A 15,723-nucleotide genomic window follows, 5' to 3' on the forward strand; every position below is an offset into this window, starting at 1 on the left:
GCAACATGCGGTTTTCTGTAATCTGAGTCCAACTGTTCAGAAAGCCAACCCCCAATATTAGGGTAAGCTTGCATTTTTCATCTTGCGCTCACTTTAACTTCAAGAAACGCGCCGCTAACTCCGTCGCCGAGTTCACTTGATACTTCGAGTAGATGTTCTTGCAATAATCGTTGACAGTATGCGTGCTGATGCCCAAATCCGAAGCGATCTGCTTTCGTGTGTGTCCCCTTAGAATCAGGCTCAACACAGCGCGATGACGCCCCGACAACTCGGCACTCAATCGATCGGCATGTGAAATGCTCGCCTGCGGATGCAGCAAACCAATATGCTCTAACGCGGTGACGATTAAAGTCTGAGCATTTGAATCGCAGTTCTTATTTTCCGGTGCCCAAATCATCACCAGTTCCGCCCAGCGTTCCGGTTGCACTTGATGCACACACAGCAGCCATTCCCCCAGTCCCTGCTGCAACCAATCCTGCCCAACCGCGGAACCATTTGACCAGATTTGATCGTCCGACAAGTTCCATGAAGACGCGACTTTCAGCTTGCAGTCGTTGGGCAGTGGTGACAAAGTGCCGCGCATCGCAGCCCCAACAGGGCATTGGGTCAACAACCGCTCCATGCGCGAGCTGCTCGCTTCTGGCAAAACTAAACAGCGAGCCGATACCATGCCAGCTTCGTCAGGCGACCAGACTCCCGACCCACAACGCCACAACACCACGTTGGCCGCACACATGTCCACCATTGAATTCAGTAAGCTTCGACGCTGCTCTTCACATGGTAACTTGGCAAATTCAACCTTGGTTACCAGTGAAAGTAATCTCGAAGCACATGGATCGTTCACGGTACTCACAACTTTCTCGAAAGACTTATCGCATGGAAATACCATCAGGTTTCGTGAGCTTCATTGCTTGCAAGCTCGACTCGTGACATGTCGCAACACGATCGCTGGCCAATACCGCACCTTGCCCCCATTGGCTATCGATTACGCTGAAACTTCCGAACATCAGCGAAATCCGGAACAGCTTGCGCCACCACCGTGGTTTCGTTGGTTGGTTGTGCGGCGCAGCATCCGCGCTTCCTGCTTGCAATGTCTGCTGATATTTCTCAAGAATCACAATGGCGGCATCGATTGTCGCGAACCGGTCGCTGCGATCACTGGCCAGCATCCGTTGCAAAATCAGCAGCAAGTGAGTGGTAAGTTTCTTGCGTACTTCCAGCTCAAATGTTGGGCGTTGATCCTTGCTGGTCAAAACCGACCAAGGGTTTCTACAGTTTGGCGAGCGGCCGATGACCAAGTAGTAAAAAATGCAACCCAAGCTGTAGATGTCGGCTCGTTGATCGATCGCTTCTAACCCCAGCACTTGCTCTGGCGATGCAAACGAGCAACTGATCGGACTGAGCGGATCTTGCAGCGTGGCCGCATGTGCATAGCGTTCGCAGATGGCCGTTGCCAGCCCCAAACCCAACACGCGCACTACTCCTTGCTGGTCCAGCATGATGTTGGCAGGTTTCAGTTGCGCGTGCACGACGCAATGCGAATGAGCCAAACGCAGCCCATAAGCGACTTGCAAAATATACTCGCACGCGGTCTCAATCTGCATTGGCCCGTGGGTGGCGACCAGTTCCGCCAGCGAAACTCCTTCTATCCAATCGCTGGCCACAATCAGTACCCCGTCGACAATGTTGGCATCGCGAACCGCGACAATGCTAGGATGCGATAAAGCGGTTAAGGATAACACCTCTTGTTTGACCGCTCGCATCGAACCAGGCGCTGCATCTTCCACGGGTTCGATGATCTTCAGCGCGACGAAACTATTTTTCGATTTTCGAATCGCTTTAAAGACCGTGCCATTTCGGCTGGAGACCACGGGGAAGAGCACTTCATATTGGCTTTGAATTTTGATATTGCTCAGAAGCTCGTCGAACGAACGCCGCTGGCCCTTACCATCGCTGGCTCCTTTCAGAATCGATTCGGTCGACTCGCTACATGCCAGCTCTTCAAACGTGTCTGCACCGATGCTTTCCAGCAGGTTACAGCATTCGGGACATTGTTCGATATGTCGCTCGATGTCTTGGACGAGCCGAGGGTCAGCGAGCTTCCCGCGGATAAAATCACGCAGTTGGTCTAATTCCGGATGTACACAGTGCTCATTGCCCATTTTATAAGACTCAAGCTAGTTCATTGGATGAAGTTGAGTGTCATTGTTTGTCCTCTTCACCCTCCCGGTTCGGGAGGGTCGAAGTCGTAGGCCGGAACAAGCAAAGCCACTGCCAGTGCCGGAACTTCACCCTCCCGGTTCGGGAGGGTCGGCCGCGAGTTCCGCGAGCGTCCGGGGAGGGAGCATCATTTAAACGCCAACTCACCCGTTGATCTCGCATCGTTTTCGTTTAACCGTTAGCCGTAGGCGTACGCGATTCCTCTTCACCCTCCCGGTTCGGGAGGGTCGGCCGCGAGTTCCGCGAGCGTCCGGGGAGGGAGCATCATTTATAAATGCCAACTCACCCGTTGATCTCGCATCGTTTTCGTTTAACCGTTAGCCGTAGGCGTACGCGTTCCTCAGGGGGCCTGCCAGTGAACGCCTGCGCCTGCGAACTTACTTTGACTTGCTCCCCCCAAATGGCGGTACTACAAACAAAATTCCGCCTAAAGGCGGGACTACGAACCAGGACTTCTCGGAGCCACACGAGCTGCCCTGGTTCGGTTATTTCTTGCATTAAAAATACAGGGCAATCAAGTCCCCGGACCTTACAGATTAAATCTCAAACTTGCATAAAATATCTAAGAATCAGGAAAAATCTCTCGTGCCGCTTCGCGCAACCGCTTCAGAATTCGCGATTTCGTTGTCAAAACCGCCGGCACGGTCATGTTCAGGTCTTGGGCGACAACCGATGATGGCTTGCGCTCAATGGCAAAAGCGCGAAACGCAGCCCACGAACGAGGTTCGAAATCGCCTTCGATATAGCGCAGCAAACGCTGGAGCACAAAGCGATCGTGCTCGCGATCCCAAACCTGACTCAGCTCACTGGCACTGTCTTCCAGTTCCTTCAACCGCTCGTCGAACTGTTTGGGCCATCGAACCACGTTTCTTAAATAGCGGCGGCGCTCACGCAATCGGTTGACCACAATCCCGCGCAACCAAACGCGGAACGCTCCGGTGTGGCCATTGTGCCGAAAATGCGGCAACTGATGATAAAGAACTACGAGAACATCTTGAACAATATCATCCGCATCAGTCGCTTGAATCGACTCGGTCCGCAACCAAGCCAGCAGCCATGGTCTATAAATATCCAGAAGCTCTTGCCATGCATCTGCATCGCAAGGTTGCGTTTGAAATCTCGCTAGCAGACCCAATGGCGTGCTATCCATTCCGACCTCATAATCCCTGACACTCAGCTCGATGATCCGACCGCATGCTGTAATAACTGCCGAATCTTCTCGACAGCTTGTTGAATCTGATATCGTCTGACTACCGTTGCCCGTGCCGCTGTTGCAATTTCGGCTGACTTTTTTTGGTCATCCAGAACTTGCATGCAACGATCGACCCACTGCTGGACGTCAAAGAAATCGCACAGCCAACCGTTCACGCCATCTTGCACGACTTCGCGCACCGGAGCAGTATCACTGGCAATCACTTTACACTCGCAGCTTAACGCATTCAACAGAGACCAGCTTAGCACAAACGGTACAGTCCAGTACATATGGACATCAGAAATCGATAGCAAAGATACCAAATCGGAGGGGGGGACGCGGTCTACAAAATGGATCCGCGACAAGTCGGGGCGATATTTCTCGATCGCCCACTGCTTAAAGCTCTTCCCTTGCGTGAACCTTAAGTCGCCGCCATAAGCCACGCGGTCTTCTCCGACAACGATCACTGTGACATCGCTGCGTCGACGGCAAACTTGGTCGGCAACTTGCAAAAAAATATCGAATCCGCGAATCGACTCCAGACCACGACTGACATACGTCAGCACTTTGTGCCCCTCTGGAATCACAACGCTCTGACAGACACGATGCGACGAAGTTTGCTTGTGCCAAAACTGGGTATCGATCCCATCAAAGATCGTTTCAATCTTGCCTTGATACTCCAGCGGCAATTGCGACCGTTGAAAGTTAGTCGGCGAATAACCAACGTCGCAATTGTGCAAATCGAGCAAAATTTGAGCGTTCCGCCATCGCACTCGCAACAAATCTTGTTCGGGTGCCGGCGGCAAATCCCGACGAAAATCCATGTCACTGTGCTCAGCGTGATAAAAATATTCAAAGTAACCTACATGCGGCACGCGGGGATACAACTGACGCAACAGCAATGAGGACACAAACCCGCTGTGCGCCACGATCACGTCGGGGCGAATATCAGGTCGCGCTTTGAGCGATTCATACGCGGCTTGACTGCGCCAGGCTTGATTTTCAAAGCTTCGAATACCATAGTGAGTCTGCTGCGTGGCCCCACCCCTCGGCGAAAATGCGATATGCTGGATCTGGGCACAGTCTGGAATTTCCTTTTCACTTACAAATGTGCAACGGTCCTGGTACTGTTGGGCAAACTGCATCGCCAGTTGACCAAACTGAGCTGGAAAGTTCGTATGCAAGAACAGTACATGCATGGTGGTCAATGTTGGCAACGACGAATAGAACCGCAAATTTGCGCTTAGGTCGCTTATGTCGAAACAACCCATCGCGATTTATTACCATAGTGCGGCCTACTCGGAAACGAAAGCCCGATCGGTTGACAAACCGGTTGATTCACAACCCCAAGGACTGATGGGTCGCGAAGTCGCGGGAACTCAGTTCTTGTCGGCCCTCTTTCGCTACAGTTCTGCCGGTCGCATCGACGCGTTGCTAGCCAGCCACCAAGACCGCGCTTCCATCGCCAACTTCTGCGAAAACGCATTGCAGCACTGGCCAACACGCCGTCATGTCAGGCTCGTTCCGCCCGACGAACAAGCCGCTTGGATGCAACAACCCACGTCCCAAGTGCTCCATTTCCCCAACCCGCCAGACCCGCGGTGGGTCGTCAACCGCGGCGCGGACTCTCATCGATTTGCCTTCAGCGGGGTCACTCACACGTTGTGCACCGAGCGTGCGATCGCGACGTTGTGGAGCTTCCTGCATCTCCCTTGGCAACCCCACGACCGCCTCATTTGCACGTCAGCGGCAGTCAAACATATGATCCAAGCAACCTCCGAGGCGATGATTGAGCATGCTGCGGTTCAAATGCAGAAGTCTCTCCAGTGGACCTTGCCGCTGGAAACGATCCCGCTGGGCGTCGACACGCAGCTCTATCAACCGGCCACTTTAAATGATCGCCATACCGCGCGCCGGCGACTGGGCATTCCCGCCGAAGATATCGTGCTGCTGTTCGTTGGCCGTTTATCTCACCACTCCAAAGCTCACCCCGTGCCGATGTTCGCGGGTGCTCAAGCGGTTGCCCAAGCCACCGGCCGCCAACTTCATATCATCCTCTGCGGTTGGTTCAGCAACCAGGAAACGCGTGACGCATTCTTTGCCACTCAATCTCAAGTCGCCGGCGGCGTGCGGATGCACTTGTTCGATGGCCTAGATCCTTGGTGGCGTTTTCATGCAGCCGACGCTGCAGACATTTTTGTTTCATTGGCCGATAGCATTCAAGAGACCTTTGGGCTAACTCCACTGGAGGCAATGGCCTGCGGCTTGCCCGTCATCGCCAGCGATTGGAACGGCTATCGCGATCTGGTAGTGGACCAAGAGACCGGTTTTTTGGTCGACACTTGGCTGGTCCCAGGTGCGACTGGCAATGCCAGCGAACGTTTGATGACAACCGCGATCAACTATGACCACTTTCTTGCGTTGGCGAACCAGTCGGTGATTGTTTCCACCTCGAAGTTCACGCAAGTGCTGCTGCAACTGGTCCAATCGCCCGCTCTGCGACGCAAGCTGGGAAACGCCGGCCGCCAGCGAGCCTGTGCGATCTTTGAATGGAAACATATCATCGCGCGTTACGATCAACTGTGGCAGCAACAGCGTCAGCAGCTTGAATCCTCTCAGAAGGGGTCTGCAAATCGCCCTGCTCCACAAGTCGATCAGACGGATTGGCAGCGATGCGCCGATCACAATCACAGCGATATCCCCTACCCAGCAATCCACCGCGCGTTTGCAGGCTACCCTTCGCATGTCATGTCCGATGATTGTCTGCTGACGCGGTGCGATGATTTTTCCAATTGCTTTACTAGTAGAATCCATGATCGATTGTGCAACTACTGCATGGACTGGTTAGAACACGCCGATCGCATTCTGCACGTCATACAAAGTGTGGAAGCTTGCCACAGCTTCGCTCGCTGGCAGACAGTGCTGCAGCAAGCCCATGTCGCAAACGCTACCGCCCGATCCATCATCGCTTGGCTGGCCAAGTATGATTTGTTGCAACCAGCAGAACCTGATGCGAATCCCAACGATCGACTTTCCACGAACTCAGCAGCACGTGTTAACGTCAACATGGATAACGAAGTCACTTACGTGCTGACTTGTAAAGGTCGTCTCGACCAGTTGCAACGCTCGCTGCCTTCCATCGTAGGTCAACCGCACAGTCGCGTGATCGTTGTCGATTACGATTGCCCTCAACAAGCCGGGCGGTGGGTACAAGCGAACTTTCCGACCGTCCAAGTGATTCATATTCCTAACCGCCCTGAGTTCTTTCGTTCCGAGGCCAAGAACGCTGGTGGTTTCGCGGCGGTCACACCGTGGGTCTGCTTTTTGGATGCTGATATTGAGCTGTCGGATCAATTTGGCTCTTACGTTCAGGGTATGTTGAGCCCTAATGTTCTGATCCGTAATGCCGACGTCGGCGAAGGTACCGGTGGGACCTTCTGGTGTTCGACCGAAGCGTTTCGGCAGTGCGATGGCCACGATCTGGCGTTTCGTGGTTGGGGCGAAGAGGATGATGACTTGCTAGAAGCTCTGCGTTTTATCGGTTGTCGCCAGCTATTTTTTCCAGGCAACTTGGTCCGTCATATGGAACACGCTGACGATCGACGAATGGAGTTCCACGAGCACAAAGATCGCTCGCTGACCCACATGTATAATCGAGTCTATCGAGCGATCAAATGGGATCTGGCTCGCCTGGCGGGTGAAGTCCCACCCCTGCACCGCCGTCGCCAATTGTACGAACAAGTGATCCAAGCGATCGATGGTTGTATAGTAAGTAAGAACGCAACGCTTGAGTTTAATCTCGGCGAAATGTTATGGCGTCCGCTGCAGATGGATTGCAATCGCTTCCTACGTTACCGGCTCAGCGAAAGCGGCTCGGCGCATGCCGTCCGGTAAATCAATTCCCTGCCATGACGGCTTTTTATATTCCGCAGTAACCATTCACGCATGGATCATGCAAGCTACAAATCCACTGCCAATTAGCCGCAGGGCGATAGCCCCGATTATTAACCGCAGGGCGATAGCCCCGGTTATTAGCCGCAGGGCGATAGCCCCGGTTATCAGACGCCCCAACATGATGACAATGAGAACACCATGCAACGTATCCTGGTAACCATTCCACACTATTTTGGCCCGTCGCAAATTCCAACCACGCATGGCTCCAATCGAACGGATCGAAACGCCCGCGCGACCATCGTTCGTCGTACGATCATGACACTGCATCAAACGTTTGGACAAGAACAAGCGATGATGCAATTGGCTCGAAGACGAACAGAAGCTGCCAATCAAGAATTGCGTTATCAAGTCACCGTCAAACTTTGTACCGATGGCACACGGCATGTCCTGGACGATTTGAAGATCTCGACGCGTTACTATGAGCACGTTGCACTGGCGGTCCAAGGCCCGCAGCTTGGCTTTGCCTGCCATGATATACTGCTGGCCTGCCGGTCCGAATATGATTGGTTCGTATATCTTGAAGACGATTTGCTGGTCCAGGACCCCATTCTTTTTCAAAAGCTAGCTTGGTTCCAACAGTTCGCTGGTCCAAGAGCAGTTCTGCAACCTAATCGTTTTGAACGGGCCGACCATACAGCCGCCTTAAAGGCTTACATCGATGGCGATCTTTCACCGGAAGCAACTGCCAGCTACCAAGATGTCGCACAAGAGCCCGAGATCTCGGCGGATTGCATGGGCATGCACTTGCGATTCCAGCGACCACTGAATCCGCATTCTGGCTGCTTCTTTTTGACGAAATCGCAAATGCAACACTGGTATGATCAGCACGCTCGCATTCAGCGCGATGGTGAGTTTATTGGTCCTTTGGAGTCCGCTGCATCGTTGCGTCTGATGCAACTGTTTCGAGTCTATAAACCTGCGATTGAGAACGCAGCGCTGGCTGAAGTCGAGCATCAATCGGTTCAGTTTATTTCGCAACTGCGACCTGCAAATAGTGAGTAGGCCGGTAACGAGGTCGCTGTTCGTTCTTGCCGGAACTGCGCAAGGCCGATCGATCAATGTATGAGTGGGTTAGTGAGGATGATGAAGATAAAGCGACCGAAGTTCCGGCGTTGTAGGTGGCTTTGCTTGTTACCGGCCTACAGCGAGTCGTTTAACTGGTAGCCACTCACTTGGCGCCCCGCCGGGATGAACTCGAGCGGGAGCAAAACTCTGTCGAACAGCCGATGACGAAAACGCGTACGCCTGCGGCTGACGGTTAAACGAAAACGATGCGAGATCAACGGGTGAGTTGGCGTTTGTAAATGATGCTCCCTCCCCGGACGCTCGCGGAACTCGCGGCCGACCCTCCCGCGGGAGGGTGAAGAAGAAAACGCGTACGCCTGCGGCTGACGGTTAAACGAAAACGATGCGAGATCAACGGGTGAGTTGGCGTTTAAATGATGCTCCCTCCCCGGATGCTCGCGGAACTCGCGGCCGACCCTCCCGAACCGGGAGGGTGAAAGGGAATCGCGTACGCCTGCGGCTGACGGTTAAACGAAGACGATGCGAGATCAACGGGTGAGTTGGCGTTTAAATGATGCTCCCTCCCCGGACGCTCGCGGAACTCGCGGCCGACCCTCCCGAACCGGGAGGGTGAAGTTCCGGCAGTGGGTGGCTTTGCTTGTTACCGGCCTACCACGAAGAGAACTCGTCCAATATTTCATGGACAGATTTAGCGGAGGCCTGCTTGCCAGTAAGAAACTCAAACATCGCACTCAGCCGATAACACTCGTAATCTACCCGCGATAGCCACGGCAAACCTTCGATCAGTTCCGCATTCTTCTGCGGCTCGCTTAAGTCCACCGCCAATGCGCAAGAGTTTAACGAACCACGCAACAAGCTTACATCCAACGGCGTCAACGTCCGATCCACGATGAATATTCGACTGATAATCGGCTGATCCAACAAGCTGTGTCGGCCTACGCGGCGATACTCGGTCAGCGTATCAACATTCCCCTCGTCCGCCCCCGCAATCGCCGCTTCACTGGAAACGACGGCCACTCGTTCGACCAAATCCGTGTTCGCTAAACGCAACAAATCGAACATAGGCGTTCCGGTGTAAAGCAAAATATTACCATCGATTTGCCGATCCTTGAGTAAGGTCGCGATCGCCATACCATCGATATTATCAGCCAGCCAGCTTGCCTGCACACGCTTTGCGACATTGATAAAGCCCGATCGCAAAACCGCTTCGGAATAGGTCTCAAACACCACGCCGGAGTTCAGCGCAACATCCTGCAGGAACATCAAGCCATCGAAGTTCATCGCACGCACGCCTTCGACAGCGGTATTCAATTTCGCCGCTACAACCTCGGCCGTGAAAAACCGAAGATCGACTTGAGCTGCTTCAGCCAGTCGTTCCATGACGAATTGAGTCGGATTCCCAGTGACACACTGGCCGAGGCAACAAGCGATATGTTCAACAAGTTTGTTCATCCCAACTGAGTTCCATCCCAGGTTAGAAGTTTTATCAACAACCGTTTACGGCATCCATTTGGAGCAACTAAAAAACCAGCTTCTCGACACTCAAGCGTCGCACAGTTTCGGCAATCATCGCATCCTCAGCCGCTTCGTCTTCCGCCACAAAGGTAACGGAGAAACGCAAGAACGCTCCTGCGTCATCCCAAGGCACTGTCACAATCGAATGCTCAGTAATCAAGTACTGCGATGCAGCTTCCGCGTTTGCAAAAGTGGTTCCATCGGCCAAGCCCTTGGGGGCCGCCGTATATAAAAAGTAACTGCCGCCAGGTACATCGCAATCAAATCCAACGCTGCGGAGCGCCGCTACCAATTTTTCCAAACGACGATGATACTTGGCACGAATCCCATGCGGAATGGCCGGGGTATCCAGCGCCGTCACGGCCGCCTTTTGAATCGCCATGAACTGGCCACTGTCGCAGTTGTCTTTAACGTCGGAAAATGCAGATACAATCCGCTCGTTGCCGCACACCCATCCGATGCGCCAACCGATCATGTCAAAGCCTTTGCTCAATGAGTGCACTTCGACGCCAACATCCATCGCCCCGTCCACTTCCAAGAAGCTGAACGGCTCGCAATCAAAGCTCAGCATGATGTGAGCAGCATCTTGGACAACAACAAACTCGTGCTCTTTAGCCAGCTCGATCACTTGCTTGTAAAAATCGCGAGTGGCAGTCTTACCCGTTGGGCTGTTTGGGTAGTTTAACACCAACAGCTTGGTTCGCTTCCAAATGTCAGCAGGTACGCTATCAAAGTCAGGATAGAAATCGTTCTCTTTCAACAGCGGCAAACGGTGCACTTCACCACCGTAGTATTTGGTGTGTGTCCCCGCCACCGGATAGCCCGGCACCGTCATCATCGTGATGTCGCCCGGGTTGATAAAACAAGCGGGCAACATCGACAGAGCCGTCTTGCTGCCGATACAATGGTTGACTTGTTTGACGGGGTCCAACGTTACGCCAAAATTGCGATCCATGAATCGAGCGGCCGCTTGCTTGAATTCCGCAATGCCGTTATCCGCATAGCCTCGGTTTGCCGGTTGGTCGATCTCCAGTTTCATCTGTCGGCGGACGATTTCCGAGGCCATGTCGTCGTTTTCGCCGATACCAAAATCCAGCAACACACGGTCGGGATAATCGGCCAACGCCTTACGTTTCGCTCGTTTGATCTTTTCGAACTTGTAGATCTCGGTCCCTTTGCCATAGGAAATACCACCGATGCGGTCGGCAAAGAGCTTTTGGAAGTAAGGGTCAGCAATGGTAGCAGTCGACATATCAGTGAATTGTGTGGAAATCTAAGTGGAATAAAACAGCGGTCCACAATTGACCGGAAACTCGATTAAAACCGCAACCGCCAAATCCGACAAGCCAAAGCGGCAGTTTTCTGGTCACATCGCTCGCCCCGGGGACCGAATTCGCAGTTTACCTGAACTCAAATTCCGCCACCACCGGATAATGATCGCTGATATCCCGTTCTGCGATATCTTTGGTCCAACGGCTGTCCCAGTGGTCTTCATCGATCCCTTTTCCGACAATCGTCAAATCAGGGCGTACATCAGCCGATTTAAACACAAGGTCAATGCGATCGGGAGCATCTTCCAACAGCGATTTGGAAACAAAGATGCGATCAAACTGCTTGTCCAGGATCAAATGCGTTTTGCGTTTGGCATTTGGCACATACTGATGCAAATCATAAAGATCATCTTCGAGCTCGGGCGTGTGTTTGCCCATCAGCAGATCGACGCCGTCATCCTCTTCCATGGCATTGCCATACCGGCTTTCCAAATTGAAGTCCCCAAGGAGAATAACGTTCTCGCCTCTGGCAATCGCCGACTGCAGCCACGAGTGAGCGAGTCTCGCTTGTTTGCGACGCGGCTCTGCTGCTTCTGCCGTGGCGCGCAGGTGAGCTGTCATCAGCAGCAGCGATTCGACATGCCCGCTCTTGGTCTGCCATTCAAATCGAGCGATCAGGTGCTTGGATAAATTGTAGAATTCTTGGCTTTGGAACATGGCCTTGGTCTGTTCACGCCGCGAATACTCGACCAATCCGCTTTGGTAGATCACAGCCACATCTTGCTCGGTCCCCATATCGAAACCGTCGATAAAGGCGACGCGGTAAGTCTGCCTGTGTTTATTGCGCAGCACTTGCGTCAGCGCGAGGACTACATTGCGGTCCTCAACCTCTTGCAATGCCAGAATGGTAGGATTCAGCTTTGCAATCGAGTTTGCAACGGCGTTCAGTTTCCATTCCCAAGCAGCACGGTCGGGAGCCCCCTGCTCTTTGGCGATCTTGCTTTGGTTGTTGTCCGGATTGTCGTCAAAGAACCATTCGACATTCCAAGTAGCGATGGTGATACGATCAGGAGCTTCATCCGCTTGAGCAAATCCAGTAGATGCGAAGCCACCGGACAGCAACACGACGAACAAATAAATTTTTAGTAGCGATCTCAACACATGATTCCATACAGCGAAAGTTATCGGCATTCGTTCACAATCGAACGGAGTGCAAACGGGTCGAGCTCTATTCTCGTTAGATTAACCGTCAGCCGCAAGTCGTAAGCCCGCCTCGCTTAAACGCGTTGGGCATCGCCCCGCGTTTTGTTGCAATAGCGGTGAAAACGCGGCCCGATGGTCACGCGGTTAAACCATGCGTGCTGCTGCGGAGGTTCGCTTTTCATGTTACTCTAGTAATCTCACTTCATGTACCGCAACCTCTTCCTTGTAACGCCTCGCATGCTCGCTCGCCGAACTCACCAAATCCTGTGGCTTGTGGCCGCGATCGCGCTGCTGTTTGCCGCCCTTCCACAGGTCCACTTAAGCCTGCTCAATAGGATCGCCCCCAGCCCCCACTGGTCGACTTTCGCAGGCGGTCTGCCATACGCTTTTGCATTTTATGCACTACTCTGCTTGGCTGCAGCGAGCCTCTCGCATTCCGGCCTGATGCAAGCTCGCAGTGTACCAACCTTGTTGCTAGATCAGTTTCGCAGCACTTGGGATCAAACCTACCAAGCGACCGTCAGTGTTGGACGATGGTTGATTTGCCCCAAGCATATCTTGGTTTGGCTCATGCCAACGCTTGTTGGATTCGCGCTTCGCTATGTGTACTTGCACGAGCCGATGCGTTATGACGAAGCGTACTCGGTAAACCAGTATATCGATCAGTCATTCATCTACCTGTTCCACTACAGCGACCCCAACAATCATGTCCTGCATACATGGCTGGTCAAGCTATCGGTGATGGCCTTTGGGATTCACGAATGGTCAGTGCGATTGCCGGCACTGCTCGCAGGGATCGCGGCGATTCCATTGCTGACGTTCGTTGCCAGCAGACGCAGTCGTCGAACTGGCTTGCTGGCCGGCTTGCTGTTGGCTGTTTGGCCTTACCATATATTCTTCAGCGTCAATGCTCGCGGTTATACGTTGCAAGCGTTGCTGCTGCTTGCGATTGCCAGCCTGCTAATCCTCGCTCGGCCGGAAAGACGACGCTGGTTGCAAGCCATCAGTGCGCTGGCGGCGCTTTCGCTATTAACGATTCCAACCAGCATCTATGCAATTGTCGGCGCGGGCTTGTTTTGCATCATCGAAGCTTGGCTCGATCGCCGCAGCGTTCGTGGGACGTTGGCAGGGTTTGTCGTGCCGACTTGTGCTACGACAGCTTTGTTGACCGGCTTGCTTTATAGCCCTGTTGTCGCAGCCTCTGGAGGCCCTGGAGCGTTGCTGACCAATCGGTTTGTTCAGCCACTGACGTACGCTGAGTTTGGCGCTGCCCTGCCTCGTCATCTGTCCGGTACTTGGCGAGCGTATGTCATGGATATTTCCATCCCAATGCAAGTACTGCTTGTAGTCTCGATCGTGGCAACCAGCGTTTTGGCTTGGAATCGAAGGGCTCATCCGTCTCTGTTGCGAAGTGTGTTGTTGACAGCATGTGTGATGTTCAATGCTATTGGCCTATTGGCTCTGCAGCGAGTCGTCCCTTACCCGCGCACTTGGTTGTACATGCTCCCGTTGATCGCGTTGCTAGCCTCTTACACCCCCGAATTGCTTTGGGTTCGAGACACACGTGCTGGCGAAAATGAGGATGCAGATGCCTTGGGGGGGGGCGTCGATGGTTGGCAACGAAGTGCTCGGATTTTGCAATCGGCTTGGAGTATCGTCCTGGTGATTCAGGTTTTCGTGCTCATGCTGGTTCGCCCGATCGCCGGTTATGACGAGACGGGTCGATTTGCGGACGCATCGGCGATTGCTCGATATTGCGTGGAGCAACGGATGGCTCGAGCGGAGCTGGATATGAGCGTACCGGAGGGAGCGCCGTTCGATTATTATTATCGGAGGTGGTTAAGCCGGCTTGGGTCGGAGGTATCAGACGTCGGTTTAGCCGCAACGGATGGTTCGACAGAAGTAAGGTTTTGGATTGTGGATCGCACGGTGCGAGACGTTGAGTCGTTGACATCGCAGTCGGTAGTGTTAGTGAAGCGTATCGGGACGGCAGAGTTGTATGAGCGTAACAAAGGTCGCTAAAATGTAGGCCGGCAACAAGCAAAGCCATCGCCAAGCCGGAACTACAGGCGCTTTACCTCGATCAACGACAATAACCCAATCGGAGCTTAATCGATCGGCTTTGCGCAGTTCCGGCAAGAACAACAGCGACCTTGTTACCGGCCTACATTTTCTAACCCATGATCCAGCGGCGAACTACGTCATGGACTTCGTCACCGTCAATCGTTTCGTGAGCGAGCAGCAAATCGGCCACTTCGCTGATCGCTTGCCAACAACGATCTTGTTGCATCATTTCATACAAGGCAGCACATAACGCTTCAAGTAACCGCAAGCGTGCTTGTGGACTCGCGGCCATCGCTTCGGATAAACGGAACGCTGCCTGCCAATCGTCCGCCCACTGCGGGACAGCGGCCGGATGCAATCGCTCGTTGCGCCATATCATTTCAGCCACTGGCCCCGCCAACAGCACTTGGATCTGGAACTCCGCGGTCTTTGCCGCGGGCAATCCGGTGCGATGCCAAGCGACCGCGACGTGGCCCGCTTGCTCAGGACTGTTCAGCCAATCACGCAAAATAGTCGCCTCCACGATTACGCCGCCCAACAAGCAAGCCATGATGGCGTGTCCTGACTCGTGATATGCCGAAAGTTCTTCTTCCATTATCCAAGATTCCGTTGTGGCGAGCGAATTCGGTTATAATAGTTGGACAATGCTACCTACATGTATGGCACTGTGCCTATCCGAAAAGCGGCCTGACCCTTTAGGATGCCTGCCGATGCAAATGGTGATTTTGATTCCCGGAGAAGGGCCCCCCCTTGCTCGGATTTTAATACAACGAACACGACCTCAATCGGGAGACCTGACAATGAGTTTGAACACGAACAATTGGGCCATGCTGATTCACCTGTCGGTTTTGCTCGGCTTCTGTGTCCCCATACTTGGGTTAGCGGTCCCGATCGTGCTGTGGCAGTTGAAAAAGGCGGAGATGCCCGAGCTGGACGCTCATGGCAAAATGGTAGCCAACTTCATCATTTCCATGGTGATCTACTCCGTCGTTGCGATAGTTCTCTCCTTTGCGTTCATCGGTATTTTGTTATTCCCGATTCTGGGTTTAATCGGAGTGATTTTTCCAATCATTGGTGGTATCAAAGCGAACGACGGCGTGCTGTGGAATTATCCACTGACATTGAAGCTTGTTTAACGTTGCTGGCCGACAAGGCTCGACGTTTCTGAGCGGTTGTGTCATTTTACGGCCAGCGGTGGTTTTTCTTGCAAATGGTAGGCTACCAGTGCCACCTTGGTTGGCTACAATGAGGGAATCTGTCACGCAAGTGCCCTCGATG

The 15,723-nt window shown here is 53.3% G+C and carries 12 protein-coding genes; 4 read left to right on the forward strand and 8 right to left on the reverse strand.

Going from position 1 to position 15,723, the window contains the following annotated elements:
- Positions 1-88: 88 nt before the first annotated feature.
- The 4 genes from SH302x_RS17510 to SH302x_RS17525 form a co-directional block, all read right to left on the reverse strand.
- Entirely contained in the window at positions 89-745 is a 657-nt protein-coding gene (locus SH302x_RS17510; RefSeq protein WP_479363731.1) for a response regulator transcription factor, read from the reverse strand.
- Between the two features lie 124 nt (positions 746-869).
- Positions 870-2,162, reverse strand: coding sequence for a serine/threonine protein kinase (locus SH302x_RS17515; RefSeq protein ID WP_479363733.1), 1,293 nt, complete (start codon positions 2,160-2,162; stop codon positions 870-872).
- Between the two features lie 620 nt (positions 2,163-2,782).
- Positions 2,783-3,370 (reverse strand): RNA polymerase sigma factor, encoded by a 588-nt coding sequence (locus SH302x_RS17520; protein WP_479363734.1) that lies wholly within the window; start codon positions 3,368-3,370, stop codon positions 2,783-2,785.
- Positions 3,371-3,393: 23 nt separating this feature from the next.
- The gene (locus SH302x_RS17525) at positions 3,394-4,611 is read right to left on the reverse strand and encodes a glycosyltransferase (protein WP_479363735.1); all 1,218 of its coding nucleotides are present in this window, start codon (positions 4,609-4,611) and stop codon (positions 3,394-3,396) included.
- 55 nt (positions 4,612-4,666) lie between these two features.
- Between SH302x_RS17525 and SH302x_RS17530 the strand changes: the two genes are divergently transcribed.
- Both SH302x_RS17530 and SH302x_RS17535 read left to right on the forward strand, forming a co-directional pair.
- Positions 4,667-7,306: a glycosyltransferase gene (locus SH302x_RS17530; RefSeq protein WP_479363736.1), complete on the forward strand. Its 2,640-nt coding sequence runs from the start codon at positions 4,667-4,669 to the stop codon at positions 7,304-7,306.
- A 198-nt stretch (positions 7,307-7,504) separates the two neighbouring features.
- Positions 7,505-8,368 carry a hypothetical protein gene (locus SH302x_RS17535; RefSeq protein WP_479363737.1) on the forward strand — a complete coding sequence of 288 codons (864 nt, stop codon included), beginning with the start codon at positions 7,505-7,507 and terminating at the stop codon, positions 8,366-8,368.
- Between the two features lie 672 nt (positions 8,369-9,040).
- Here the strand turns inward: SH302x_RS17535 and SH302x_RS17540 are convergent.
- From SH302x_RS17540 to SH302x_RS17550, 3 genes are all read right to left on the reverse strand, one after another.
- On the reverse strand, positions 9,041-9,844 hold the full coding sequence (locus tag SH302x_RS17540; RefSeq protein ID WP_479363739.1) for a hypothetical protein: 804 nt from the start codon (positions 9,842-9,844) through the stop codon (positions 9,041-9,043).
- A 67-nt stretch (positions 9,845-9,911) separates the two neighbouring features.
- Positions 9,912-11,159, reverse strand: coding sequence for an LL-diaminopimelate aminotransferase (locus tag SH302x_RS17545; RefSeq protein WP_479363741.1), 1,248 nt, complete (start codon positions 11,157-11,159; stop codon positions 9,912-9,914).
- Between the two features lie 148 nt (positions 11,160-11,307).
- A complete protein-coding gene (locus SH302x_RS17550) occupies positions 11,308-12,336 on the reverse strand; it encodes an endonuclease/exonuclease/phosphatase family protein (RefSeq protein WP_479363742.1) in 1,029 nt (342 codons plus the stop codon).
- A 249-nt stretch (positions 12,337-12,585) separates the two neighbouring features.
- Between SH302x_RS17550 and SH302x_RS17555 the strand changes: the two genes are divergently transcribed.
- The gene (locus SH302x_RS17555) at positions 12,586-14,403 is read left to right on the forward strand and encodes a glycosyltransferase family 39 protein (protein ID WP_479363744.1); all 1,818 of its coding nucleotides are present in this window, start codon (positions 12,586-12,588) and stop codon (positions 14,401-14,403) included.
- A 151-nt stretch (positions 14,404-14,554) separates the two neighbouring features.
- On the opposite strand, the gene SH302x_RS17560 is transcribed toward SH302x_RS17555, so the two are convergent.
- Entirely contained in the window at positions 14,555-15,040 is a 486-nt protein-coding gene (locus tag SH302x_RS17560; RefSeq protein ID WP_479363746.1) for an ATP-dependent metallopeptidase FtsH/Yme1/Tma family protein, read from the reverse strand.
- Positions 15,041-15,245: 205 nt separating this feature from the next.
- Here SH302x_RS17560 and SH302x_RS17565 point away from each other — a divergent pair, with 205 nt between their 5' ends.
- Positions 15,246-15,581 carry a DUF4870 domain-containing protein gene (locus SH302x_RS17565; RefSeq protein WP_479363748.1) on the forward strand — a complete coding sequence of 112 codons (336 nt, stop codon included), beginning with the start codon at positions 15,246-15,248 and terminating at the stop codon, positions 15,579-15,581.
- The last annotated feature ends 142 nt before the right edge of the window (positions 15,582-15,723 follow it).

Source organism: Njordella calcicola (assembly GCF_056494125.1).